Origin of the sequence: Leptolyngbya sp. FACHB-321, assembly GCF_014695975.1 — a bacterium.
In the GTDB taxonomy this organism is placed as follows: Bacteria; Cyanobacteriota; Cyanobacteriia; order Leptolyngbyales; family Leptolyngbyaceae; genus Stenomitos.
The window spans coordinates 141,984-168,159 of sequence record NZ_JACJPI010000081.1; the positions used below are offsets into that span (position 1 = coordinate 141,984).

The 26,176-nt window shown below is 49.8% G+C and carries 23 protein-coding genes and 1 riboswitch; of the genes, 9 read left to right on the forward strand and 14 right to left on the reverse strand.

Features of this window, described 5'->3' with window-relative positions; all coding sequences use genetic code 11:
* Window positions 1-52 precede the first annotated feature (52 nt).
* The 3 genes from H6F76_RS24065 to H6F76_RS24075 form a co-directional block, all read right to left on the reverse strand.
* Complete coding sequence (locus H6F76_RS24065; RefSeq protein ID WP_190512070.1) at window positions 53-1,063, reverse strand: Nit6803 family nitrilase; 1,011 nt, start codon at window positions 1,061-1,063, stop codon at window positions 53-55.
* A gap of 93 nt (window positions 1,064-1,156) precedes the next feature.
* Complete coding sequence (locus H6F76_RS24070; protein WP_190453983.1) at window positions 1,157-1,639, reverse strand: MSMEG_0572/Sll0783 family nitrogen starvation response protein; 483 nt, start codon at window positions 1,637-1,639, stop codon at window positions 1,157-1,159.
* Window positions 1,640-2,376: 737 nt separating this feature from the next.
* Window positions 2,377-2,823, reverse strand: a complete 447-nt coding sequence (locus H6F76_RS24075) for a hypothetical protein (protein WP_190512072.1) — start codon at window positions 2,821-2,823, stop codon at window positions 2,377-2,379.
* A gap of 394 nt (window positions 2,824-3,217) precedes the next feature.
* Between H6F76_RS24075 and clpS the strand changes: the two genes are divergently transcribed.
* Complete coding sequence (gene clpS / locus H6F76_RS24080) at window positions 3,218-3,499, forward strand: ATP-dependent Clp protease adapter ClpS (protein WP_190512074.1); 282 nt, start codon at window positions 3,218-3,220, stop codon at window positions 3,497-3,499.
* Between the two features lie 14 nt (window positions 3,500-3,513).
* Window positions 3,514-4,401, forward strand: coding sequence for a CPBP family glutamic-type intramembrane protease (locus tag H6F76_RS24085; RefSeq protein ID WP_190512076.1), 888 nt, complete (start codon window positions 3,514-3,516; stop codon window positions 4,399-4,401).
* 68 nt (window positions 4,402-4,469) lie between these two features.
* Here the strand turns inward: H6F76_RS24085 and H6F76_RS24090 are convergent, their stop codons facing one another.
* Complete coding sequence (locus H6F76_RS24090; protein WP_190512078.1) at window positions 4,470-5,405, reverse strand: J domain-containing protein; 936 nt, start codon at window positions 5,403-5,405, stop codon at window positions 4,470-4,472.
* Window positions 5,406-6,065: 660 nt separating this feature from the next.
* On the opposite strand from H6F76_RS24090, the gene H6F76_RS24095 reads away from it, so the two are divergent.
* Both H6F76_RS24095 and H6F76_RS24100 read left to right on the forward strand, forming a co-directional pair.
* Complete coding sequence (locus tag H6F76_RS24095) at window positions 6,066-6,461, forward strand: SHOCT domain-containing protein (protein WP_190453967.1); 396 nt, start codon at window positions 6,066-6,068, stop codon at window positions 6,459-6,461.
* A 70-nt stretch (window positions 6,462-6,531) separates the two neighbouring features.
* Complete coding sequence (locus H6F76_RS24100; RefSeq protein WP_190453964.1) at window positions 6,532-7,068, forward strand: ComEA family DNA-binding protein; 537 nt, start codon at window positions 6,532-6,534, stop codon at window positions 7,066-7,068.
* A 59-nt stretch (window positions 7,069-7,127) separates the two neighbouring features.
* On the opposite strand, the gene lepB is transcribed toward H6F76_RS24100, so the two are convergent.
* The 4 genes from lepB to rimI form a co-directional block, all read right to left on the reverse strand.
* Window positions 7,128-7,739, reverse strand: coding sequence for a signal peptidase I (lepB, locus tag H6F76_RS24105; protein ID WP_190512080.1), 612 nt, complete (start codon window positions 7,737-7,739; stop codon window positions 7,128-7,130).
* Between the two features lie 134 nt (window positions 7,740-7,873).
* The gene (locus H6F76_RS24110) at window positions 7,874-8,581 is read right to left on the reverse strand and encodes an FAD-binding oxidoreductase (protein ID WP_190512081.1); all 708 of its coding nucleotides are present in this window, start codon (window positions 8,579-8,581) and stop codon (window positions 7,874-7,876) included.
* A 31-nt stretch (window positions 8,582-8,612) separates the two neighbouring features.
* A riboswitch (cobalamin riboswitch) is annotated at window positions 8,613-8,836 on the reverse strand.
* A 432-nt stretch (window positions 8,837-9,268) separates the two neighbouring features.
* A complete protein-coding gene (locus H6F76_RS24115) occupies window positions 9,269-11,743 on the reverse strand; it encodes an ATP-dependent Clp protease ATP-binding subunit (RefSeq protein WP_190453957.1) in 2,475 nt (824 codons plus the stop codon).
* 231 nt (window positions 11,744-11,974) lie between these two features.
* Window positions 11,975-12,727: a ribosomal protein S18-alanine N-acetyltransferase gene (gene rimI, locus H6F76_RS24120; RefSeq protein WP_190512083.1), complete on the reverse strand. Its 753-nt coding sequence runs from the start codon at window positions 12,725-12,727 to the stop codon at window positions 11,975-11,977.
* Window positions 12,728-12,823: 96 nt separating this feature from the next.
* Here rimI and lysA point away from each other — a divergent pair, with 96 nt between their 5' ends.
* The 3 genes from lysA to uppS all read left to right on the forward strand — a co-directional run bounded on the left by lysA (window position 12,824) and on the right by uppS (window position 16,189).
* Window positions 12,824-14,299, forward strand: a complete 1,476-nt coding sequence (gene lysA / locus H6F76_RS24125; protein ID WP_190512085.1) for a diaminopimelate decarboxylase — start codon at window positions 12,824-12,826, stop codon at window positions 14,297-14,299.
* A gap of 146 nt (window positions 14,300-14,445) precedes the next feature.
* The gene (gene cdaA, locus H6F76_RS24130) at window positions 14,446-15,336 is read left to right on the forward strand and encodes a diadenylate cyclase CdaA (protein WP_242033744.1); all 891 of its coding nucleotides are present in this window, start codon (window positions 14,446-14,448) and stop codon (window positions 15,334-15,336) included.
* A gap of 103 nt (window positions 15,337-15,439) precedes the next feature.
* Window positions 15,440-16,189, forward strand: coding sequence for a polyprenyl diphosphate synthase (gene uppS, locus H6F76_RS24135; protein WP_190453949.1), 750 nt, complete (start codon window positions 15,440-15,442; stop codon window positions 16,187-16,189).
* Between the two features lie 17 nt (window positions 16,190-16,206).
* Here uppS and arfB read toward each other — a convergent pair whose 3' ends face one another.
* On the reverse strand, window positions 16,207-16,620 hold the full coding sequence (gene arfB, locus H6F76_RS24140) for an alternative ribosome rescue aminoacyl-tRNA hydrolase ArfB (RefSeq protein ID WP_190512086.1): 414 nt from the start codon (window positions 16,618-16,620) through the stop codon (window positions 16,207-16,209).
* Window positions 16,621-16,862: 242 nt separating this feature from the next.
* Between arfB and H6F76_RS24145 the strand changes: the two genes are divergently transcribed.
* Window positions 16,863-17,540, forward strand: a complete 678-nt coding sequence (locus H6F76_RS24145; protein WP_190512087.1) for an ATP-dependent Zn protease — start codon at window positions 16,863-16,865, stop codon at window positions 17,538-17,540.
* 214 nt (window positions 17,541-17,754) lie between these two features.
* Here the strand turns inward: H6F76_RS24145 and H6F76_RS24150 are convergent, their stop codons facing one another.
* The 5 genes from H6F76_RS24150 to H6F76_RS24170 all read right to left on the reverse strand — a co-directional run bounded on the left by H6F76_RS24150 (window position 17,755) and on the right by H6F76_RS24170 (window position 25,360).
* Entirely contained in the window at window positions 17,755-18,651 is an 897-nt protein-coding gene (locus H6F76_RS24150; protein ID WP_190512088.1) for an alpha/beta hydrolase, read from the reverse strand.
* A gap of 95 nt (window positions 18,652-18,746) precedes the next feature.
* Window positions 18,747-19,382, reverse strand: coding sequence for a transcriptional repressor LexA (gene lexA / locus H6F76_RS24155; protein ID WP_190453934.1), 636 nt, complete (start codon window positions 19,380-19,382; stop codon window positions 18,747-18,749).
* A 249-nt stretch (window positions 19,383-19,631) separates the two neighbouring features.
* Window positions 19,632-22,652: a CHAT domain-containing protein gene (locus H6F76_RS24160; RefSeq protein ID WP_190512089.1), complete on the reverse strand. Its 3,021-nt coding sequence runs from the start codon at window positions 22,650-22,652 to the stop codon at window positions 19,632-19,634.
* A gap of 696 nt (window positions 22,653-23,348) precedes the next feature.
* Window positions 23,349-23,579 carry a hypothetical protein gene (locus H6F76_RS24165; RefSeq protein WP_190512090.1) on the reverse strand — a complete coding sequence of 77 codons (231 nt, stop codon included), beginning with the start codon at window positions 23,577-23,579 and terminating at the stop codon, window positions 23,349-23,351.
* On the reverse strand, window positions 23,576-25,360 hold the full coding sequence (locus H6F76_RS24170; protein WP_190512091.1) for a S8 family peptidase: 1,785 nt from the start codon (window positions 25,358-25,360) through the stop codon (window positions 23,576-23,578). The genes H6F76_RS24165 and H6F76_RS24170 overlap by 4 nt, the downstream gene beginning before the upstream one ends.
* A 301-nt stretch (window positions 25,361-25,661) precedes the next feature.
* Between H6F76_RS24170 and H6F76_RS24175 the strand changes: the two genes are divergently transcribed.
* Window positions 25,662-26,075, forward strand: coding sequence for a hypothetical protein (locus H6F76_RS24175; RefSeq protein ID WP_190453924.1), 414 nt, complete (start codon window positions 25,662-25,664; stop codon window positions 26,073-26,075).
* The last annotated feature ends 101 nt before the right edge of the window (window positions 26,076-26,176 follow it).

Consider the following 26,176-nt stretch of genomic DNA (forward strand, 5'->3'; position numbering starts at 1 on the left):
CTAAAAAGCTGACCGCTGACTGCTGATAGCTGATAGCTGACCGCTAAACCACTTATGGTTCCAGCGTAAGAAATTCAGGTTGGGGGATGTTGAGAGGAGGTGTTGCCGCTGACTGTTGGGTGCTTTCATCCTGCAAGCCACTCACGACTGCCCACTGACTCGGATTCAGCCGCAGTTGCAGTAAGTCAGGGCGTGCGTAATGACCGACGCAATCCATCATGCGCTTACGTTTTGTGATGAGCGAAAAGTCTAAATCGGCGATCGCCATCCCCTCGCCCTCGGTAATCGGCGGGCAAAGATGTGTACCTTCTGGACTAATAATTGCTGTATGACAGCCACCGCTCAACACTTTTTGTAGCGTCTCATCAGCAGTGATCTGCCCCACTTGCTCCGGTGATAGCCAGCCTGTCGCATTAACGACAAAACAGCCTGCCTCCAGTGCATGATGGCGGATCGTCACTTCAATCTGGTCAGCAAAAATTTGACCCACCATTGAGCCGGGGAACTGGGCACAGTGAATCTGCTCATGCTGAGCCATCAGGGCAAACCGAGCCAACGGGTTGTAGTGTTCCCAACATGCCAAAGCACCCACTTTGCCCACGGCTGTATCCTGAACGGTTAAACCTGCGCCGTCACCCTGTCCCCAAACCATGCGTTCATGGTACGTGGGGGTGATTTTGCGCCTTTTTAGCAGCAGCGAACCATCGGCATCAAAAATGAGTTGCGTGTTGTAGATAGAGCCGCGATCGCGCTCATTGACCCCCAAAACAACGACGATTTCGTAGGAACGGGCTGCACGGCTCACCGCGTCCGTCACAGCACCCGGAATTTCGACGGCTTCTTCATACAGCCGCATATGCTCTTTGCCCATTAGCACGGGTGGCTGTACGAAGGAGAAGTAGGGGTAGTACGGCACAAACGTCTCAGGGAAAACGACTAACTGTGCGCCTTCCTTAGCAGCGCTGGCGATCGCCTGCAACACTTTTTCCGTTGTCCCATCGCGGCTAAACAGCACCGGACTGATTTGTACTGCCGCCGCTCTCACTATGCGGGAATAATCCACAGCGCCTCCTAACAAGTTAATCGTTCTAAGTTTTGAGTTCTCAGTTGAGCTTTTTGTCCAACTCAAAACTCAAAACTCATTACTTAAAACTTCCTAAACTGTCCATGTGTCGAGAATAAAGGCATTATCCTTACGGTGCAGCAAGATTATGTCCAGTACATCCAGGGGACTAATGGGGCGAATGCCGGGAATCAGAGAAGGCTCGCCATGACCATACAGTGCTTGGAGAGCAAAACGGCAAGCATAAACCTTGCCGCCTTCCGTCATAAATTTGCTGAGTTGATCGTTGAAGTTCTGGTGCCCCGGAAACGCTGCATCACCAATCTTTGGGAAGCCGCGCTGCACGCCCAGCGTTACACCAGGACCATAGAGCAAAACAGAGGTTTCAAAACCTTTCCGTAACAGGCGTAGGGCTTGCAGGAGGTTGACTAACCCGATCGACCCTTCAAAGGCAACTGTGTGAAACGTCACCAGCGCTTTTTCGCCTGGATCGGCTTTGACATCTTCAAAAACTTTCTCTTCGTAATCAACGAAAAAATCGCCAACTTGATGAGCAGGGGTCGTTACTTCTGGCATGGTTTTGTCCTCAGTAAAAAGTTAATAGATGGTAGCTCTAAGTGCCAGCTACGCTTGCTAAGGCAATCAAAAAGCCGACGCTTTTTCTCGCTTAAAAACCCAAATTGGTTGGATTTATTGCTTCGCAGTCTGATTCATTCAAGCTGAAAGCATTTCAACATCAACAGCAAATGATTCCTTGCTTCTTTGCGATCGCAGCATGGCTCTCCATCAATTTCACAGCTCTACAGAGTGACAGACTTGGCGGCTGCTTCATCATGCAACTCCATAACTGAAATAGGGGAAAGACAGCAGGATGCAAAAAAACAGAAGTCAAAAGCCCGATTATTGAAAGCTCAACAATCATCACTTTTGACTTCTGACTCCTCCTTAAAACCAGTACTTTTCAACCGACAGGGTTAAGTGCCTGCTGATGTGCAGCTTAGAAGCACGCTCTGATGCTACTTGTGTACTCTGCTACAAAGTTTCTAGGTTTAACAGTATTGGCAGGGCTGAACTGACCATCGCTCAACGCTGACAAAAATTTGTTGAAATGACCTGTCGGTTTAAACAGGTGCAAGTAAAGTTGAAAACGCCTAATCAGTCCCTTGATCAATAGCTAGGCGTTAATAAACTAAGGATATTTTTGTGAGTGGAAGGGTAAAACCCTCTATCCAAGGGCAAAGCCCCTTTAACCCCTGCCTACTTGTCAGAAGGGCTATGTGCTGGATATTGATTGTGAGGCGATCGGCTAAAAATTAAGTCTTCTTCAGTCGTGAGGGGGCTTGAAACACCTCTGGATGAGCCTGCCAAACTTGCTGAATAAACTCTTTGAATAGCTGGTGCCCGCTTGCCTTTTTTTCAGAGTCGGCTACGTCGCGATCGTCTATGTAAAGGTCAGCTAGCCACGGTAGCACTTCTACATCCAGTGCTACTCGAAACAAGGTCAGTGGTAAAAGCAGATCAGAGTCATGGCGTAAGTCGTAGCACGCTGCCATTGTTGCCAGCGCACTATTCTGCCTTTGAGTTGCCTCTGACCAAAATACCAACATCAGAGGACGTACCCAGCAGCTCTGGCGACTCTCAATCACCTGCACCACTTCGGCATAAAGGCAACTAGCTTCGTGTTCCAGCCCAACAATCTGAGACGGTTGAAAGCAGGGAACCGCAGGACTGCCACACCCGTGATTCAAAGGAAAACCCATAGGGTAAGCGTTTAGTTTCCCTTGATCTTAGACGGTCGAGTGCCTCTCTCGCCGCCGCCATAATACTGAAAGCAGCACTATCTCTAGAGTTTCTAAGTGTACAGACTCTATACATTCGGTCAAAGGCTTTCGTATTGGTACAAACCTCTTGTCTTAGAGACGGATGCCGAAAGCCACTATTGAGTGTTATAAGTGATGTTAAGTAACGTCAGTATGGTCTCTGTGTTTTGACCTAAATTAGCAAAGCACAGCCATCTAAATCTTGGCTTTAAGGTGCGTTAGAGTTTGACTCATTGCACCGCTGTCTTTAAATATGAAGTCAAGGTCGCAACTGCCATCAAGTTGCCTGACCGGGTTCAATTTGTTGTTAACTTTTTAATGAGAGGATAGAAACGTGTCTGTCGAAACCATTGAACAGCGTTCAACGGTTCGCAAGCTTGCGCCCCGTTACCGCGTATTGCTTCACAATGATGACTACAACTCAATGGAGTACGTAGTGCAGACCTTGATGACAACAGTGGCTAGTTTGACTCAGCCACAAGCAGTTGACATCATGATGGAAGCGCATACTAATGGGATGGCTTTAGTCATTACTTGCGCTCAAGAACACGCAGAGTTTTATAGTGAAACGCTTAACAGCCACGGCTTAAGCAGCACGATCGAGCCAGACGAGTAAGCATTGAGAGCACTGTGAAGCTGACCTTACCTAAGTTAGTACGTGCTCCGGCTCCTATTAGGATTGGGGTGTTTCTGGTCGTCCTGCTGCTACTATGGGTGCCGATCGCGGTCCCACTGTATCAGGTGATTGAGGATAGCAACACAGTCAGCATCGTGACGCTTGTTATCCTCTACGCCGAGTTCCTTCTTTTAGTAAACTTTTGGGGGCGATGGGTTTACCGTCAGCCCAACTTGTTGCAGCGCTATGGACTCGAGTTTTCTTACCGGATGGGGCTTGAAGTGCTAGCTGGTCTAGCGCTTGGTATTGCCAGTCTATTCGCTTTGTTTGCAGTACAGAGGGTCTTTGGCTGGGTGATCTGGCAGCCTCCATCGATCGCGTTCTGGCGGTTGGTTGTAGAAGGCTTGCTGGTCTCTCTAGGTATTGGTTTCGCCGAAGAGTTGTTCTTTCGTGGTTGGCTGCTGGATGAACTTCAGCGTGATTATCGCCCGCAGGTTGTCCTCTGGGTCAATGCAACTATTTTTGCACTAGTACATGGGCTAAGACCACAGTTTCCGGCACTATTGCTGCTAGGGCTAACGTTGGTGCTGGCAAAGCGAGCCTGTGGTGACGTTGGTGGTAGATTGCCCTCTAGTTCGCAACCTGCGCCGCAACACAATCTGCCTGCGAACAGTTTTCGAGGACGTTTGGGTTTGCCGATGGGGTTACATGCTGGGTTGGTCTGGAGCTATTACATTGTTAATGTTGGCAAACTGGTTGAGTATGCTCCACACGTGCCTGAGTGGTTAACGGGCTTCGATCGCAATCCCCTTGCTGGTGCGATCGGTGTTTTGTTTCTTGGCATTCTTGCGTTCGGTATGATTCTCTATGCTGAACGGCGAGTAAAAACAACGTTACTGTGATTCTTTGAACAGCAATCTTTAACGGCAATCGCTGGATGCCGCTACTTTTGAAAGCTATATTGCTGGTGTCATTTCTTCGCTCGAAATAAACCAAACAGCCCACCATTTCTGTCAGGTTGTTTTGCTGGCTGACTTTTAGGTGGGTTGTCATTGTGCTGTTTAGACTCCGAAGCCGGAACCTCAATGCCGAGCTTAGAGGCAAACTTAAGCGCCAACGGGTCTTCAGCATTTAGCTTCAGCGCTTGACGCATGTAAACCTTCGCCATACTTTGCAGGTTTTGCTGTAGATAGGCAACCCCTAGCAGCGCATGGTATTCACTTTTGCCTGCCTCAATTTTAATGGCATCCCGCAGCTCTTGCTCTGCCGCCTTCCAGTTGCTCTTCTTCATGTATTCCTGTGCACGACGATAGTGCCGTTCAGAATAAGTGGGGGGAGCAACTTCTGGTGGCGGCGAAAAGATGGGCACCTTTGGCTGCGTCGGGCTAGGCACAATTCCAGTAGGCTTCTCGCGAATCAGTGTTTCGCCTACTTTTAGTTGCGAATAAACTAGATTGAGTTCACCAAGCTGCTGTGTCAGCGATTCAAACTGCTCTAATGGTTCATATTGAGACTCGGCAAGTTGGGTAATTGCCTGCTCATAAAACACATCAACCTCGCTGATGGGCTGTTGGATAAGTTGACGTGCCAGATTGCCCTGAGGGTTGAGGGAGGTATCGCGGTAGAGTTGCCGTGCTCGTAACCGCAGGAGGGATGCATTTTCCTTGCGCCCTTTTTCTTGTTTCAACTTTTGGTAAGCAGGGTTGACTAACCGAGCAAAAAGCTGACTAGCAAGTTCTTTGGTTGTATTGTCTTCAAGTGTATAGCGATCAGGATGCAGTAGTTTTGCGATCGCCCGGTAACGCTTAAGGACACGACGATCGTCCGCAGCTACTGAAACTCCCAAGACGGCATAGGGATCAGAAAAGTTAGTTAGCCATTTTGAGGGAAGCACATTCTGTGACATGAACCAAGGAACTCTTCAAGTGACCTGAGGAAACTTCAATATATTCTGAACGGTAAAAATACGTACAGTACGACTGCAATGAGTAAAAGCGATACGTTAACCTGAACTACCCGCTGCCCAGCTAATGTAACTTTTATTTTACTTCTGTGAGAAAGTTTTGTGTGAAGTTGCTTTTTTGAAACAACGTTATAGGAGCGAGTCACTTTCTAACAAACTGCTGAAAATCAATCTAGGATAGGGTTCCTACAGCATTAACTTGTAGCAAGCGACTGCTCATGACCTTGAAGCTGACAAAAACTAAGAGTGGTCAAAAAGTAGACTCAGCAACTCTGACTAGATATTTTTTCGATCGTAAGGCTCATTACTCTACTGTACTTTGCCCTAAAAGACTGAACCGGATAGATTTGACAGACCTTAACGCTTTTCGCTGCCTCATATTTCTGTTACCAAACGATCGCGGTGACGGTAACGACCCCACATCTGTTTCAACAAAGGCATGCGGTTGCAGGCACAATTTTGCGGTCATCAACGCTGGAGAGTCAATATGATAGATGTAATGGCACTAGGGTAGATGCTAATCGCTGCGCTGCTATAAACTAACAGTCGTCATACCACTGTTCTGCCATTGTAAAGTCTGAGTACGGATATTGTGGGGTTGGGATGGTAGAGAAACTAAGAGATCGTAAAATTGCGGCTGCATTGGCATTTGCTGGAGCTGTTTCACCGATCGGTGCAGGGTTGCACAAGTTTTATGTGGGGCAGCCACTTTGGGGCATTTTCTATCTCTTGCTATCTATGACCCCGATTCCCAGGGTTGCGAGTGCGATCGAAGGCATTTGGTATTTGTCTCAAAACGCCGACGAATTTGATCTGAAATTCAATGATGGCGTTGCGTCTACAGCAACCATTGTGTCGCGTGCAGAGGTGGTTGACTCTGACCAAATTGGTGCAGTGGCAGATGCCGTTCGCCATCTCGATCAGCTTCGTGCCGATGGGTTGCTTTCTGAATACGAATTTGAGCAAAAGCGCCGTAAATTGCTCGATCGCATTGCTTAGTTGTTGGCTGTTAACAAGACCACTAGCTACCTAAACGTTTCTCCTTCATCCCTCACATCCTTCATCCCCAATGCCGCTTCCTCACTGGCTATCAACGGCTGCCCAATCCCGTCAACCGCTGCGATCGCAGCTCTTAAACGATCCCTATTACCGCTTTCAATCTGTAGCAGAGCTAGTGCTAGCTGCCAGTTTGGGTGTCAAGATTGATGTAAATCAGGCGGGCATTGATGATTGGCTGCGATTGCCAGGAATTTCGATTCATCAGGCGCGATCGCTGGTTGAGTTGACCCAATCAGGAGTCCAATTGCACTGTATTGAGGATATAGCTGCTGTGTTGAGTCTGCCTGTACCAAGACTCAAACCGCTCGAACCAGTGCTCCAATTTTGCTATTACGATGCTGCTAGTGTCGATACCGTCAAGCCTGTGAATGCAAATACGGCAACGGTCGAAATGCTGACCAGGATTCCCGTTGTCGATACGTATTTAGCACGAGCGATCGTTGCCAATCGCGCAGTAAGCCCCTACCGCAATTTAATTCATCTCCAACGGCGGCTCTCGCTGTCTGCCGAAGTCGTCTCAGAACTGATGCATTACCTTCGGTTTTAGCTTGAACCAAAAAATAACGGCTATGGGCAAGTTTCAAACTGCAAAGCTCCGGCATTGCTTCAGTACCCAGCTTCCTGATCCTTCCTTTCTACTAGCCCAAGGCGATCGAATGGGTAAAAGCGAAACCAGGCACGACCAATAATGTTTTGCTGCGGTAGAAAACCCCAAACGTGAGAATCATTGCTGTTGTTGCGGTTATCGCCCATCACAAAAAACTCATCCTCTGGCACAGTGACCGGCGGCAGGGTGTAATTGGGAGGGGCGGCTATATACAGTTCCTGAAGGGGCTGCTGGTTAACAAAAACGGTGCCATTATTAACCTGTACGGTTTGTCCAGGCTGACCAATAATGCGTTTGATAAATGCCTGGTCTTTGGTATAGCCCTGAGTTTGAAGTTGCTGTGGCGGATCAAACACAACGATTTCGCCAAAGGCTGGGGGACGAAGGCGATAGGAAAGCTTTTCGACTATGAGTCGATCGCCAACTTCCAACGTGGGCAGCATGGAATCAGAAGGAATAAAGCGCGGTTCTGCCACAAAAACCCGGATTAACAGTGCCAGAATCAGAGCAATGATGAGAATTTGAATGTTTTCCCACCAGGCTCGCCAACGCGGTGGGGCAGAGGTTGCCATAACAGGAGCCTGGGGTTCGGAGGTTTCTTCAGAAGTCATAAAGATGTGGCTTAGACAGCAGACATTAAACGCTAGACACTTAACAACAGCCCACCCTTGCAGTTAAGGATAGTCTCTAGCCCAGAATCTTTAGTCTACTGTCCAGATACTCCTTATACTCGCAAGGGCAGTGGTTAGAACGCAATAAACTTTTCTGAGCACAGTTGATCCAGTCGTGCCCCTAGAGCCAGAACAAAGGCTTGAAGCTGGTTAGAGCGATCGCCCACTGCACAGATGACAATATCAAACGCTGCCAAGTCGAGCCGCAGTCCTGACAGAACGACTTCTGGGCATTGGATGATCGCCTCACGATAGTGAAAGTTTTTCCAGCTTTGTTGCAATTGCTGCCAGTACTGCTGATAGGGCAACTGATCCGTTGTTTCGGGATTAGCTTGCACTAGCCACACGGGTTGCCGATAGCCACATTCATGCAGCCAGTCAATCTGGCTTTTTAAGGGTGCAATACCTGAGCCTTCAGTAATGTAGAGGCGAGGGCGTTGAGGAAGTTCGCTAAGGGTCATCAGCCCATAAGGACCACGTAACGGTAGCACTTGCCCGATCGCTAGATCTTGCAGAAAGGCAGAACTCCAGCCGACGCGCGAGACGCAGAGTTCAACTTCAGGGCAGTGGGAGGGTGAAGAGGCGATCGAGTAAATTTTGCTAAATTTGCGCCCGTCTCGTTCAAACTTGGGCCACACGGACTGTCCTGGCAAAAACTGAAAATCATTGCGATCTAACTGCAATCGAATCGCTTTAATGGTTGGGGTTAGAGCGACTGAATGGATAACCGTAGCAAGATAATCCGCCGTGGGCGATCGGCGCAGAACGTCTAAACTTTGCATGATAAACCTTTGCCTGTGAGTCGCAGGCGTAATGTTGTAATTGGCTTCAGGCGGGCATCCTGGCTTGGAAAAGGATGGAGGATAAGGGATGAAGGATAAAAGTGAGAAATCTGTCTCAATTTTTTAGCCTTCAGCCTTCAGCCTTTCTTTCACAGTTGCGTCACAGCACCGGCTTCTCACCGGATTTTCCCCAGGTCAATTTTTCTGACCTCATCTGGGCTGATCCCCCAGACAACCTGAACTAGCTTGGGTATTGTAGCCTATGGTTATCTAAACTTGATTAAGCAGTTTATTTTGAGCATATCTAAATGATGAGTACACTCAACCCTGCCCTTATTTGATTACTGCTCTTTGTCGCAAACGCCTTCCACCCCTGTTGAATAGAAAAGCAAATAAGTAGGAGGGTCAAATTAAGCACTGCTTAGAAACCGGGTTTTGGCTGCGCTCAACCCGCTTACTTATAGGACTGAGAGCATTGAAACTTTGACGTTGAGCGCAGCCGAAACATCGAACGCGAAGTCGAGATGCATTTATATTAAATAACTATGTCCAGCTACTTACCTGGGTTTACAGCGTTATTCCTATGATTGATGCAGTTAACCTCTTATTGTTGCAATTCATAGCAAAAATAAAAGCGGTAGAGAATAACTACTCTCTACCGCTTTCAAACTATGAGGCTAAAGCGCTTTACTCAACTGCTTGGGGCAGTAGCTCCCGCTTTTCACCTTGTAACACTTTGACTTGACCGTCTGTATCCACATCAACGACAGCAGTATCACCATCCTTAATGCGGCTAGAGAGGATTTCCTCTGCTAGCGAATCTTCCAGTAAGCGCATAATCGCTCGACGGAGGGGACGGGCACCATAGCTAGGGTTATAACCTTCTTCAACCAGGCGATCTTTAAATCGATCAGTGACTTCTAGGGTAATGCCCTGTTCGCGCAAGCGACCAAAGACCTCGTTGAGCATGATGACCGCAATCTCTTTCACCTCGTCCTTCGACAGTTGGCGGAAGACAATGATTTCATCCAGACGGTTAAGGAATTCAGGACGGAAGTACTGTTTCAATTCCTCGTTAACTAGCGAACGAATGCGGTTGTACTGAGACTCAGCCGCATCACCTGCTGCCGAGAACTCGAAGCCCAAACCGCCGCCGCCCTTTTCAATCACCTTAGAACCGATGTTAGAGGTCATAATCAGCAAGGTGTTCTTAAAGTCCACCGTGCGACCCTTAGCATCAGTCAGGCGACCGTCTTCCAGGATTTGCAGCAGCATGTTGAAGACATCAGGATGTGCCTTCTCAATTTCATCGAACAGAACAACGGTATAGGGACGACGACGAACAGCTTCGGTAAGCTGACCGCCTTCGTTGTAACCGACGTAGCCTGGAGGCGAACCAATGAGCTTAGAAACGGTATGGCGCTCCATGTACTCCGACATATCAAGCCGGATCATAGCTTCTTCCGAACCGAAGAAGTAGGTCGCTAACGCCTTGGTTAATTCCGTCTTACCAACCCCAGTAGGACCGGAGAAGATAAAGCTCGCAATCGGTCGGTTGGGGTTTTTCAAGCCCACACGTGCCCGACGAATTGCGCGAGAAACAGCTCGGACGGCTTCTTCCTGACCAATCAAACGCTGGTGCAGGGTATCTTCCATGTGTAGCAGTTTCTCGGACTCGGATTCCGTCAGCTTATTAACCGGAACACCTGTCCATGAAGCAACGATTTGCGCAATGTCCTCTTCATCCACAAGAGGAGAAGCATCTTCGCTAGTCGATTCGTTCTTCTTCGTTTGAGCAATCGCTCGGATCTCGGCTTTGATCTCCATTTCGCGATCGCGCAACTCACCCGCTTTATCAAAGTTCTGAGAACGAACCGCATCGTCTTTGTCTTTAAGGACTTGACGCAGTTCTTTATCCAGTTCTTTCGCGGCTGGCGGAAGTTGCGAGTTAAGCAGGCGAACCCGCGAACCTGCTTCATCAACCAAATCGATCGCCTTGTCAGGTAAGAAGCGGTCTGAAATATAGCGGTCTGAAAGCTTTGCTGCGGCTTCCAGCGCTAAATCGGAGATCTTCAGCTTGTGGTGTTGCTCATACCGTTCACGTAGACCACGAAGGATTTCGATCGTTTCGTCAACGCTTGGCTCACCAACCATCACAGGCTGGAAGCGACGCTCAAGGGCAGCATCGCGCTCAATGTGCTTGCGGTACTCATCAAGGGTTGTAGCACCAATGCATTGAAGTTCGCCTCGTGCCAGCGCTGGCTTAAGGATGTTGGCAGCATCGATTGCACCTTCAGCCGCACCAGCACCAATCAGAGTATGAACTTCGTCAATAACCAGGATGACATTTCCGGCAGAGCGGATTTCATCCATGATTTTCTTCAGGCGTTCTTCAAATTCACCCCGATATTTGGTGCCTGCAACCAGGAGACCAATATCAAGTGTGACGACACGCTTGTCTTCTAAAATGTCGGGAATATCATCATTGGCGATGCGTTGAGCCAGACCTTCAGCGATCGCGGTCTTACCAACACCCGGCTCTCCGATGAGGACGGGATTATTTTTCGTACGGCGACCCAGAATCTGAATCACGCGCTCAATTTCTTTTTGGCGACCCACAACTGGGTCTAACTTGCCGTCGGCTGCCATTTGGGTCAGGTTTGAGCCAAATTCATCCAGCGTTGGTGTTTTAGTGCGACCCTGGCTACCACCAGACGTAACCTCGGCGGTTTCGCCTAGCATCCGGATAACCTGAGTGCGAACCTTGGAGAGGTCAACACCGAGATTTTCCAGGACTCTAGCTGCCACCCCTTCGCCTTCGCGGATCAGACCGAGAAGCAAGTGTTCAGTACCAATATAGTTATGACCGAGCTGACGGGCTTCTTCTAGAGACAGCTCTAGAACCCGTTTTGCCCGTGGCGTAAAGGGAATCTCAACGGCAACGAAGCCAGAGCCTCGACCGATGATCTTCTCTACCTCAATCCGAGCGTCTTTAAGATTAACGCCCATGGATTTCAGCACTTTGGCGGCGACGCCGGTCCCTTCTCCAATCAGACCCAAGAGGATCTGTTCAGTACCCACAAAGTTGTGTCCCAGGCGGCGTGCTTCCTCCTGGGCAAGCATGATCACCTTAATGGCTTTTTCTGTGAAGCGTTCAAACATGGCGTATTCTTGTCACCTGCTGCTTGCCGGTAGAGTTGATTCTATCATAGACGATCTAGCTAGCAGCTTGAATAACGCCGCCAGGAGATCAGTGATCACCGTACCTGCAACAGTGATTCGCCACTGTATAAAACTATTCCGAAGGGTGATTGTCAGTGGAAAGGGACTCGTAAGTCAAGCAGACTTTCTTAATCTCTTCATCATTAATCCATCATGCAACTGGTTCACTATTTACCGATCGCTGTCTATGTCTAATTGCCAGCCTGCCTTGCATAGACGGTCATAGACCTGCTGCTGCCAGTCTCTTAGACGCCCAGAAAACTCAGGGGTTTGTATACCACCTCGCCATAGCACCAGTGCATCTTCGCCATTGTCTGGGTAGTAGCGTCGCCGCCGTCCTGCTTCACGAAAATCAAACTTTTGATAGAGAGCCAGAGCTGACGCATTAGAAACTCTCACCTCTAAAGTCGCTCGTTCTAGTCCGCGTGCATGGGCAGACGCAATCAGAGCATAGAGCAACGTTTGCCCTAAGCCTTGCCGCTGATAGACGGGATCGATCGCCAACATAGTGATATGAGCTTCTTCAAGAATTGCCCAGTAGCAGCCGAGACCGACAAGGGGAGTGGGGAGTAGAGTGTGGGGAGTAGAGCGTGGGGGAGAAAGTTTTGAGTTTTGTTCGCGAAGCGTCTCCGAAGGAGATATTTCAAGTGTTGAATCTAGATGTTTTTGCTCCTTCGCTCCCTCTGCTTCCCTTGCTCCCTCTGCCTCCTGTCTCCTGTCTCCTGTCTCCTGCCTCCTGTCAGCTGACGCTTTAGGAAGCCTGCCCTCCGCCTTCTCAACTACAACAAGCAGTTCACTATTAGGACTCTCTAGCTCCCGTTGGTAACCGTCTAGCGTCCAAAGTCCGCCGAAGCAGCGTTGATCAAGTGCTACGGCAGCGGGTAGTAAGTCTAGCGAGAGCGGCTGAAGTGCAAGAAAAGTCACAAAAGTGCGTTATTTTCTGAGGATGCGCGAGAGGCAATTGTAAACTAGAGGTTACGACATAAATTACGTTACGAATCAACACTCAAGGATGACGCAATGGGATCGACTCACGCTACTGCCATGCATACTACTGGTCGTCAATATTTGGCTGCTGCGGCAGAGACCTTAGACGCACGATCGACTAGCAAGTCGCCCAATCAACAGCTTTTACCGCTGACGGCAACGGTAAACCAGCAGGATCATCTAGAGATTGGTGGTTGCGATGTAGTCGATCTGGTGCAAAAGTTTGGTTCGCCTCTCTATATATTGGACGAAGAAACGCTGCGATTAGCGTGCCGTCAATACCGTGATGCTTTCATCCGCTATTATCCGGGCGAATCGCAGGTGTTGTATGCCTCTAAAGCCTGGAATTGTTTGGCAGTCTGCGCGATCGTTGCCAGTGAAGGGTTAGGGATTGATATTGTTTCAGGTGGCGAACTCTACACAGCGTTACAGGCAGGCGTTGATCCGACCAAGCTCTATTTACATGGTAATAATAAAGCGCGTGCAGAGCTGCTGATGGCTGTTGAAGCGGGCTGCACCATTGTTGTTGACAACTGGCATGAGTTGAAAACCCTGGTAGCGATCGCAGCAGAGCAAGTAAGGAGCGAGGAGCGAGGGGAGAGAAGTCAGGAGTCAGAATTAACTCAAAACTTACCTTATACCGCACCGCCGACGCGCATCATGCTCCGTCTTACACCAGGTATCGAGTGCCATACTCATGACTACATTCGGACTGGTAGCATTGACAGCAAATTTGGGTTTGGGCTGGATCAATTAGATGAAGTCTTTCAATTTATCAGTCAGCAACCCAGCCTCATGTGCATTGGTCTGCACGCTCATATTGGCTCCCAAATTTTTGAGCTAGAGCCTCATCATGATCTAGGGGCTGTGATGGTGCAGTGGCTGAGTAAAGCAATGCACCATGGTCTACCAATTCAGGAGTTGGACATTGGTGGGGGGTTAGGCATTCGCTACACCGAATCGGATGATCCGCCCAGCATTGAAGCATGGGTAAAGGTGGTCAGCGAGTCAATTGCGGCAGCGTGTAAAGCGCAAAACTTACCCCTACCAAAGCTTTTAAGTGAACCAGGGCGATCGCTCATTGGGTCTGCTTGCGTCACCGCTTATACGATTGGCGGGCAAAAAACGATTCCTGACATTCGGACCTATGTCACAGTTGATGGCGGGATGTCTGACAATCCACGTCCCATTACCTATCAATCAGTGTATCGGGCAGTGGTGGCAAACCGGATGTCAGCACCGCTTACTGAGGCAGTGGCGATCGCCGGTAAACACTGTGAATCGGGCGATATTGTGATTAAAGAAGCGGCTCTACCAACGACGCAGCCTAATGACTTACTCGTAGTGATGGCTACCGGAGCTTACAATTACAGCATGGCTTCTAACTACAACCGCATCGCTCGACCCGCTGCTGTGCTGGTTCAGGAAGGAGAAGCCAGCATCATCCTACAGCGAGAAACCTATCAAGATTTGCTTCGACAAGACCGCTTGCCAGAGCGACTGAAGTAGTTACAGGCAGTAAGCGATTGCATAACGCAACCTCTTGCCTCACTCACGACTTAATACTCAACACTCAACACGTTGTAGAAGCGCAGGGTTAATCCAGATCAATGGGATATCTATGGAGGCAATGGCTGCTGACGACCCCTAGCTGGATGCAGACCCTACCGCTTCTCTTCGTTCAAAACCTGAGGTTTTTCGTTGATGTTGGGCTAGTGCTTGCCCTCACTTATATGATGCTGGTCATTATTGGCGAGCGGCGTACCCTCTGGATGGTGCGTGGTTTCATTGTGCTGATGCTAGCAGCCGCGCTCAGCAGACGATTGGAATTGACGTTACTCAGTTTTGTACTGGGCAATTTAGTAATTGGTTCTGCCGTCGCTATGGCGTTTATTTTGCAGTCAGAGTTTCGCCGTTTTTTGGAGCAAATTGGTCGAGGCGAGTTGCTTCAGTTGTTCCAATCTTCACGAAGAACCACATTGAAATCTGGTAGTGTCACTGATGAAATTGTTGATGCAGTCAAAGAGCTGTCGCAAAACCGCATCGGTGCTCTGCTGATTTTAGAGACAGGTATCCCTATTGATGAGCGTGATTTTTCTGTACCAGGAGTAAGGATCAATGCCGAAGTTTCAAAGGAACTGATTCAAACTATTTTTCAAACAACAACCCTATTGCACGATGGCGCTGTTTTAATTCGTGATAACCGTTTGATTGCAGCAGGGGTTATTCTGCCGTTATCAGAGCGTACTGCTTCTCGCCAGTTAGGTACCCGTCATCGAGCTGCTATGGGTATTACCGAACGGGTAGAAAACTGTATTTGTGTGGTGGTTTCTGAGGAAACAGGGTCAATTTCGCTAGCAGAACGGGGTACTCTAAATCGCCCATTGACCAGCAGTAAACTTAAGGACTTGCTGGGGGCACGCTTTGCTCAAACGGCTGAACGCGACACTGTTGCTCCGAATCTCCGTAGCCTTGTACATCAGCTTGGCACTCAAGTTTTAACGCTAACTGCACGGATTCTGGGTCGGCGGAAGGGTAGAAGTTAGGGTAGAAGTGAGAAGCGAACGATCGCAAGCGTACGGCTCCTAAGCATCCATCTTTACCGTCTGATCGAACTATTTACATAAGCGTTTGCTGCTGGGAGAGACTATGACCGTAAAGCCAACTGTTTTGCAAGAGTTGCCTGTTGACCTTGAGCGCGAACGGCTGCCAAGACACGTTGCTGTCATTATGGACGGCAATGGACGCTGGGCAAAGCGTCGTGGTCAGCCGAGAATTATGGGACATCGGCGTGGTGTCGATGTGTTAAAGGATCTCCTCCGCTGCTGCCGTGATTGGGGCATTCAGGCGCTAACGGCGTACGCATTCTCGACCGAAAACTGGGGGCGACCCTCAGAAGAAGTTGAGTTTTTGATGACGCTGTTTGAGCGGGTGTTGCGCCGAGAACTGCGGGAGATGGTGCAGGAAAATGTGCAGATCCGCTTTGTCGGCAATCTACAAGCACTGCCCCAGTCGCTTCAGGAAGAAATTGCTCGCTCGGTTGAGGCAACGCAGCATAATCAGAGCATCCGGTTTACAGTGGCGACAAATTACGGTGGACGGCAGGAAATTCTTCAGGCGTGTCGTGCGATCGCTACTCAAGTGCAGCAAGGGCTGCTTCAGCCTGAGCAAATTGATGAAGCCATTTTTGAACGCCATCTTTATACCACTGGCATCTGTGATCCTGACCTATTAATTCGCACAAGTGGCGAGATGCGGTTGAGTAATTTCCTGCTTTGGCAGATGGCATACGCAGAGCTGTATGTGACGGATACGCTATGGCCCGATTTCGATCGCGCTGCGTTTCACCAAGCCTTGACTGCTTATCAGCAACGCGATCGACGCTTTGGTAAGGTTTAGCGGCTCTACGACAGCTATTAGTCTACAACCTTACCTCGCGCTGCCTTGATTTGACTCCGCTTGCTTTTGCTATCGAGCCGTTTCTGCTGGGAACTGCGCGTTGGTTTGCTAGGTCTACGTCGTTTCGGCACGATCGCCACGCTTTTAACCAATTCTTGCAAGCGCCTTAGTGCTTCCTCGCGGTTTTGTTCCTGGCTACGATGTTCCTGCGCTTTAATGACAATCACACCATCTTTCGTCAGCCGCTGATCGGTCAACTGCAACAGCCGCTCCTTGTAGCGATCGGGCAGAGAAGAAGCTCCAACGTTGAAGCGCAGATGAATGGCGGTTGCCACTTTATTGACGTTTTGTCCGCCTGCACCTTGAGCGCGAATGGCACTTAGTTCAATCTCATGTGCTGGAATGAACACTGTCTGAGAAATTTGTAGCATACGATCTATAGCGTTTTTGTGGCGCAGTCGGGACGCAAGATGAAGACGCGCCGCTACTCTACTATCCCTTACCTAAGAGGCTAACAGCAACATGCCGTTGGTTACGCGTAGGTACTGACTACACATAAGCTTTGCTGACATCCTGTTAAGCATTTTTTTGCTTCTTAGACGCAGTGAGCGATCGCCATCACCGATTCATTGCTAGGCTAGAAAGCAGTCATAAATATTAACAACTTGCTTTAATGAATCAACTTTCGCTTAACTTAGTAGCGATCGGCATCTTTACAATCACGATGACGAGCTTGCTAGGACCTTTAGTCAATTTATCGCCGTTGGTACCGACGATCGCCACTGCTGGGGTGCTAGGGCTAGCAACGCTCGACACCTTAAGCTGGCGGGGGCAAGGTTCAACACTGCTGCTCGACTGGCTGGCTGGCTTTTCAGCAGGACATCGCGATCGCGTGATTCGTCATGAAGCAGGGCATTTTCTGGTTGCCCATCAGTTAGGTATCCCTACCACTGGCTACACGCTGAATGCATGGGATGCCCTAAGGCAAGGTTATCCCGGTCAAGGCGGCGTGCGGTTTGACTCCACTGAGTTAGAAACTGCCATGCAGAAAGGGGAGCTACTTGATCGCTACTGCACGATCTGGATGGCAGGCATCGCGGCTGAAAGATTAATTTATGGCAATGTCGAAGGTGGCGCAGACGATCGTCAAAAGCTGAGAGGCTTACTCGCGCAACTGGGCTTGCCGCCTACTGAACGAGAACAGAAGGAACGCTGGTCGCTCCTCCGCGCTAAAACTCTGCTGGAGGCGCAGATCTCTGCTTATGAAGCACTGATGACAGCGATGACACAAGGCGCATCAGTCGAGGTCTGCAATGAGGCGATCGCACAGCACTTGCTACAAGCCGCTTAAGAAGATGAAGGGAGAGGGCTAGAAGGGCAGAGGGCAGAAGCGGGGATGTGAAAGAGCCAAACAAGAGCCAAACAACCTTAAGCTTCAACTTGAAACTCAAAACTTTCTACCGCAAAAGCTGTTGGCATTAAAGAAAGCGGAGCATGTCTAAGAGACTCAGCGGCGCAAAGCGCTACTTAGAACTTATCTGCTTCTGCTACCCCCTGCCCTCTTCCTACCCCTCTAGCTCTTGTAGAAACTGACGCAATAGCCCAATGACGATCGCGGGCTGCTCCAGATGTGCCAGTACACCTGCATCAGCTAAGCGTAAAAATGCCTTCACCGCAGACGGGTTCAAGTTTGCTAGTCGTTGACCCAAAGCAGCGCTGGTAAACTGCGTCTGTTCACCCCACAAAATAACGGTCGGCGTAGAAAGCTGGGGCAAGTAGCGGGCAAGGTCAAAGTAGAGGTCGCCCCGCAAAAAAGCCAGTGCTGCGTATTGAGCGTTCGGCTGTTGCGCAGATTCTAGATAGGCTTGAACCATTTCTTGAGAGACGCGATCGGCTTGGGCAAACAAAAAACGCTCCAAGAAACTGCGTACAGAAACATCAGTTGTTGCACCCAGTGTGTAGATGAGCTGGTCAAGTAGTGGTGTGTTGATAACTTGCAGTGGTAACCGTCGACCAGCATCCTGCCCAAAATCAGCAAAGCCTGATGGTGAAATGAGAAATAAGGCTTTCACTAAGGTCGGTTGCAGAATGGCAAGACGAATGGCGATCGCGCCTGTGAGGGAAGACGCAACGATCGTCACTGGCGCGGTACAGGTTTTCTGGATAAATTCTGTCAGCGTAGTGAGATAATCTGCCATCTGATAATCTCTTACAGGGTGATCTGACTGTCCCCACCCCAGCAAATCGGGAGCTAAGACGCGATGTGAATCCAAAAAGGTAGGATATATCTTCGACCATTCATAAGCTGATGCGCCTCCACCAAAGCTATGCAGAAAAAGTAGCGGCGGTGCTTCGAGTGATGGGATTGACCACGGCTGACCTACAGGTGTGTAGTAGACCATCGCCCCTAGCGAAGTCTCGACTACTCGTTGACCGATTCCAGATGGATGAAATTGCAGCATTATTAGTAGCGTTTAGCTTCAGCGGTCAGCCTTCAGTTTATCTAAGCTATAGCCTCAAAAGCCACGCTGCTTGCTGTTGGTTTAGGAAGCGATCGCTAGACCAAACCCCTCAGCAAACCGACATAAACGCCTTGAATGTCTACCTCTTCGGTACTGGTATCAATGACGGTTGGCTTATAGTTGGGGTTAGCAGGCTGAAGCGTAATTTGCTGCCCTCGACGATAGAGGTATTTCAGCGTCGTCGCACCATTTTGTCGAGCCGCGACGATTGTGCCATTGCGAATCGCACGGGGATTGGACTCGCGCCGCATAACAACCAGATCGCCGTGATCAATTAAGGCACCGATCATGCTGTCACCCTGTACTAGCAGCGCAAAATGCTGAGAACGCTCATGCTGAGAAAGATGTGCCAACTTCGGCAGGCAGGACAACTCTAGATGCTGCACGTCCTGATCCGCAAAGTTTTCGACCAGGCTATGAGCCGCGATCGTGCCCACTAGTGGAATCCCATCACTGGGTCGCAGAATTTTGAGAGAGCGAGATTTTCGAGGGGCGTGGCTAATGAGCCGCTTTGTCGTTAACGTCTCGATGTGAAGCTGCACGGATGCCAGCGATCGATAGCCCAACCCTTTCTGAATTTCACGATAGGTTGGCGACATACCATGTTGAGCTGTAAAGTCTTCAATCCAGGTGAAAACCCGCTGCTGTGGCTGTGTGAGTAACGATTGCATAAGGCGACAAAGGACATACCATGTTGAGCTGTAAAGTCTTCAATCCAGGTGAAAACCCGCTGCTGTGGCTGTGTGAGTAACGATTGCATAAGGCGACAAAGAGCGTTTGTACTACTTTACATCGTTGCGCCCTTGCTTACATCGGTATGCTAATAATCTTCCTCTGCCAGCCTTGTCAGAAAGTAAGCTGGAGCATATTCCTTGTCTGAGAGGAGCGAGTTGGTGCGGCGGATGCCTCGGCTTGTTGACTTACTTAAGGGCAAGGGTCGATCGCCAGTCTTTAATAGCTGTCTCAGACCACAGCCAGTTTTTGGCGAGTTCTTCTGGCTGAAAGCTAACTGGATCATCAGCAAGGACGGTTTGGCGGAGCTTGATCGCCTCGTTTTGCAGGTTAGCTTGTTGGCTAGGTGGCTGATTAGCAGCAGATTTTGCCGCCACTAGAGCGAGTCCAGCGTAAGCCGTGAGAGTGTGTGATGCTGACGATGAGCTTACCTGTTTTGCGGCAGGTTGATTGCTCTGTTGCTCCCTTGACTTCAGCGCTTGCATCCATGTGCGACTAGCACGATCGAGCTTGCCTTCGGTGTAGTAGGCAAAGCCCAGAGCATTCTGATATTCCGCAATCGGTTTTTGCTTAACGGCAGTCTCCCAATACCGCCGCGCATCATCAAGGCTATAGTCTTTGTTGCCTACATTAACCGACTGCCACGCAAGGCGACCCATCAGAAAGTTAAGAGTAGGGTTGCCTGCCTCTTGGCTTAGGGCAGGGGTGAGGACGGCCGCTGCCTGGGTCAATGCGCCTCGATCGAGCAGGGTTTCGATCGCTGCCTCAGCATCAGCAAAATTCCCCTTATTAAGGTGTTCGGTTGCCAGAGCCGTCACGACGCTGGTACTAACGCGCTGCAAATCGCCAGTGCTCTTAACTGTATTAAAGGCAGCTTCGGGGAGTTGGATTGAGGGTGTTGGCAACCAGCGATCGCGCAAGAACCAGCCGCCCAACGCCAGTGCAGCTAAGATGCCAGCACCGAACCACACCAACGTCCGATAAGGCGACACATTACGTTGAGCAATGACGGCACCAGTATGACCTGCTAACAGCTTGCTTCTGGAGTGATCGAAGGCTTTTTGTTCTGTGGTATGTTGTTGGTCAAAGAGTGAACCTTCCAGCAGTGGCTTTGCAGGACCAACATTGCCTTGCCGGAGGAGCGCAATTTCGAGGTTGCGTCTGGCAGTAGTCAAGTTAGGATCAAGCTGAATGGCATGGTCATACGATCGTATGGCTTCGCTGAGATTGCCCTGCTGCGAGAGCGCCAACCCTAACTGATTGTGAATTTCAGCTAGAGCAGGATTAATACTTAATGCCTGATGATACGCCGCGATCGCCTCTGCGACATACCCTTGCTGGTTGAGCGCCATGCCCAGACGATAGTAAGCATTGGCATCATGAGGGTTGTCTTGCACGGCTTGATGGCAGGTCGCGATCGCCTCCGTCAGCTTCCCTGTTTCTGCCAGCATCCTTGCCAACTCTGAGTAGACTTCAACTCCACTAGCATCGGCTGCCGTGGTTGTAAGTGCCCCTCCATTCTGTACTGGTATCTCAGGGCTATCTGCCGTTTCTGAGGCTGCTTCCAACGAGTCTAGCTCTTTGGGGTAGTCAGGCAGAATGAGATAATCATCTGTGTTGAAAGTGTATTCGGCTTCGGGCAACAGATTTTCTGAAGCAGAGGCTGGCAGGAGGTGATCATCCTCAACTGCATCGGTTGTCGCACCATACGAAAGCTGATGCACCAGATGAGCCACTGATTCCAGATCGTTGTGGTACTCCGGATCATCAAATTCTAGTTCTAGATCCTCCAAATCCATCGCGTCATCATCAAATGCCTCATCCGGTAAATCATACCGTTCTCGGTTTGGCACGGTGGCTAGAACAGGGGGTGGTAGCGCTACCGCTGGTTCTTCCGACGTAGAAAGGGTTAGCTCGGCTTGGGGGACAGTTGGCTGGCTCGATCGATCGCCACGCTCATCGATCGCCAGTTCGCTAATCGGCTGTGTGCCGTTCACTAGTCCGCCCCGAGCATCCAGTGACTGAAGATTGCCATCAAACTCTGGATGAAGATAGAGAATTGGCAGCGCCCAGTAAAGCTGCTTGGAACTGTAGGAAGAAATTAGTCCTTGACGAGCGCGATTTAGACTGAGATCAACGGGGTAAACCTGCTTCAGATTGCGATAGAACAAGCGGCTCAGATTCAGCGCTACATCATCTGGAATGCGTTCTGCCATTGCCAGCACTGCCGGGATGCCGCGTCTGACCAGCGCCTCTGCTAGATTGCCATCGCCAACATCACTGATTACCTCAGTCGTTGCCGTGTAGACACCCCGGCAGGAGTTGAAAACCGCCATCCGAATGCCGTTGTTGACTAGCAGCCCTGCCAGATCGTCGCCGCTTAAGGTTTCAGTCAACCCCGTTTTGCGGCTAACTAGATAGAGCTTGCCGCCAGCGGTGCCTAGATTGCTGTGTCCCGCGTAGTGCAGTACATGATAATGGTTGTGTTCCAGAGCTTGTGTTAGCTGTTCGCGATCGGGCTGCTCCAAAATCGTTAGCTGCACGTCTGAGTAACGGCTACTGCCATTCCGATTGCCGTTTTGACCAGTGGTTTGTAGCTCTTCTTGAAGATGCAGCGCCTCTTGCTTAAGCGCCAGCATTTCTTGATCGGTCGGTGCGGCTAGCACCATAAGAATTTTGAGCGGTTGGTGGGCATCGATCGCGGCGGTCGTCTGAAACTGCGCCAGCGATGCCATCGTTGCAAAACTGGAGTGATAGCGGGAGAAGACAACATCTGTTCCCGTCGCGATCGGGCGATTGCCTGCATATAGCACCTCCCACGGCAAACGCGGCAGGCGTGTGTCTTTTAGCCCCAACCGTAAGCGCAGCACTTCCTGACGATGCTGGGCAATGCCCTGTGCTGTCATCCAGCTATCACGAATCGTTCCTTGAAACAATGCGCTGTGAAGCTGTTGCCCCAGCGCAACCAAATTGCCCTGTGCCTCGGTTTGCTCAGACGGTACGGCATCAGGAAATGAGTGGAGTGTATCGCCACGCAGCAGCCCTTGCAGTGGGTCATTCATCAACACACTTGCCTGAGCCAGCCATTCATCTACAGGCCATGTAACTTGTTCTTCTGCCAATGGCACACCAGGCGCTACCTTTTCTGTCCGTACAAGGTAGTCGTCTTCCCCTATCGGAGTCACAGAAATATGAAATTCCTGGGTCACAATTATTCTCCAAGAAGACTATAGATGCATTTCCCTGGTTATCTCAGACCCGATCGCACAGGTCTAATCTTTATAATCAACGATCGTACGTAAGAATCAGGGAAAAACGATTGTGATCTTGATCATGCTCACTCACACTTAGATTGCCCTAAAGAGCCAGATATAACGCTGTTAACTCACGTCTTATCAAAAAACATGTGTCAAAACTGACTTGATAGCTTTTAGCTCTAGGTAGGAGATCAGAGGTTTCGGTAAATGCACTGAGTCAGAAGCTTCAGCTTTGTTAATTCTTGTTGATCATGGCACGGGCTACTAATGAAGACGTGCGTCAAGATGAAAAGTTACCGAAACTTCAAATAGCCTTCAGCATTCTTCAAGTTTCCAACATTCCTCAAGGCGTTGGCACAGACTTGCTTCGATCACGGGCAGGTTTGAATGCGATCGCAATCAGAAGTTTGCTTCATTCAAGTTAAATAATTCTTCGTAACGTCACCGTTACCTTAAGCCGACAACTTCATTCTAGAGAGTCAGAGCGCCCTTTTAAGCATGTCAATCTATAGACAAAAATTAATAGTGGACAGCCGTGATCAAGCTGGTCGTAACCCATCCCCGCCAAAAAACGAGCCAGACCGGGACAAGGCTAGATCTTTTGAACCAAGTCCCAATCTGACTCATCGCTTGCAACGATTCAGTTACTTAATCAACAAGCTCAAAGTGTTTGACTTCGAGAACAGGACCAATCATCGCGATCGTCATCACATCTTTGCGGATTTGACCTTCGATTTTGACGGCTAGCCCTGCTTTTTGTAGCTCTTTCGGCGCTTTATGCAGTTCGTAGGTCTCGCCACTATTGCTGACTAGTGCCCAGGTGCCAGGACCTAGACCCTTGCGCTCGATTTTCCCTTCTACTTTAATGCTGTCGCTCATGTTGATTGCACTCCTGGTTTAAGGACAAGACGCGCCAGTGCTAAACAGAGCAAGGCGTTGACGATCAGAAAGCCACGAGCGATCGTACCATCGCCTAACCACATCATTGATGGAGACATAACAGCACTCACGCCAAGGCAAGCTGCAACACCGATCGTGGTGCCAATGGCAAACCACTTCCACTGCGCGTGTCCCAAGAGCAGCGCAATCAACGCCAACGGAATCAGCACACTGGCAAAGATTGGGTTCAGCGCACTGGTTCCCTGCACAGCGCCACCCCACTCTGGAATCGAGCTACCCAGAAGCCGGAATGGAAACTGAGGCGCATCAAAGAGGTAAAAGCCTTTCAGGAAGAATAGACCAGAACTGCCTGCAACCAATCCCGTGGAGAGCGACCATCCCCAGGCAAAGGGGAAGTAATTCCGCAAGAACCACGCTAGCAGGTAGGAGCCAAGCACCATTGCCAGTTTGGGCCACAAAGCAATTACGCCACCATCAATCCAGAAGCGTGGATTGAGATAACCGTTATCGCGCAGCCAGCGGAAGAAATCACGGAAGGTAATTTGCCCACGGGCTGCTAATTTCACTGCCGCCGCCGCATCCAGCTTGCCTGCACCGTAATGGTTCAGCTCGTCATCTTTGACCTGCAATGCTGATTGCTTCAGCACGTCTTCAATAGCATCTGGCTCTTTAACACCTGCGGCTTTAACCAGCGCTGCCACACCTGCAACATGAGGCGCTGCCATACTAGTGCCTTGATAAGATTCAAATACCGATTCGCCAGTCTCAGGGTTGATCGTATTTTGTAGGATGCCACCAGTGGGGTCTTCGCCTTCCTTAGCGCCACCAGGAGCCGACAGGTCAACACCCGCACCAAAGTTGGAGTAAGGCGCTTTTGTACCAGTTGGACCCAGTGCAGAGACGCCAATGACATGAGGATACCGAGCAGGGTAAGACGCTGAATTATCGCCAGCATTACCTGCTGCTGCAACGATGACAACTCCTTTCCCATGGGCGTAGTCGATCGCCTCTTGCATTAACTGGCTCTCGCCACCACCGCCCAGGCTCATATTTATGACATCTGCGCCATTGTCTGCTGCAAAGCGAATTGATTCTGCAATATCTGCTACTGTGCCGCCACCGCCTGCTGACAGCACTTTGAGCGGCATGAGGTTTGCCTTATAGGCAATGCCCGCTACGCCAAACTCATTATTGGTCGATTGGGCGATTGTGCCTGCAACGTGGGTGCCATGACCATTGTCATCGTTGGCATCTGCCTGATCATTTACAAAGTCGTAGCCTTTGACAAACTTGGTTTCGTTTAGATCGGGAACTTGGCTGATGCCCGTGTCGATCACTGCGACTGTCATGCCCTCGCCTTGGGTATCATCCCAGGCAGATTCAACGTTGATACTCCGCATGTTCCATTGCTTGCCGTAGTCAGGGTCGTTCGGCGGAGTGAACGTGCTGTAAACGTAGTCAGGCTCAATAAATTCTGTATACTTCTTGAGCTCAGATTTTTTCAGCGCCTTTAGTAAGGCGCGATCGCCCTTCACAATAAAAACGTGATCTTGAAAAGAGAAGGCGCTGTTTAACCGGGGTGTAACGTTATACTTTTGAGCGATTGTCTGTACCTGACTCTCGATCTGTGCCGCGCCAATATCTTCACGAAAATCTAGAATTAGCGAGTCGTAAGTGCCTTGCGCCGCCAGTCCGCTAAAGTTAGAAAGCGCCCAGCCCAGCCCAATCAGGAACAACCCCAGCAGCAAAAGTTTTCTCATAACGTCCCGTAACGGTCAAGATTTGACTACCACCATAGCTTAAGCTCAGGTTGAATGTAGAGTGCTGAATGTTGCAGATGGTTAAGAAAGGCAAAAGGTAAAAGAAGAAGGCAGAAGGTAGAAGAAGGTGAGTATAAAGACAAAATTGACAAGGAGTTAGTCATCAGTAGTTAGTAGTCAGAACTAATTCAAAACTCTTTAGCACAGCAACGCAAAGTGCTACCCCTGCTGCCCCTGCCTCCTCTGCTTACCCATCTCCTTATCCCCCACTCCTTGCCCATCTCCTCACTCCTTACCCTTTATGGAACGCGGTCTTTTCTGGCTCCCCCTACTTGTACTCTTCTTCTGGCTTGCCTGGGCAGGTTGGAATGAGTACCAAAAGCTGGAGGCGTACAAAACCTGGGCAGAACCATTTGAGCGAGCAAAGTACGACATTTACGCCGTGTTGGGGCAAAAGGGACGTGAACTGACCTGGGGCTTGCCGACTCGCAAGGGACCAGTAAATTTGGAAACGGTTTCGCTTGATGGTGTACAGTCGATTCGCTTACTGGTGAACGAGAAAGCAGTGGCGTTAGATGCTGCACCGACGAAAGGACGAGCGGTTCTAGAACTAGCGTGTGCTGATCGCCCTCAGCCCGTTCGTATTCCCTTCACCGAACCACCGCTAGCTGCAAAGTGGGGACATTATTTGCAAGAGAATCTGCAAGCGCAATAGGAATCTAAACTTTCAGCAGTCAGCGGTCAGCCTTCAACCCTTCTCCTTCTCTCAAAGATTGCGTGACGCTACTGGTAATCCCGGTTACAGTAATGTACGTC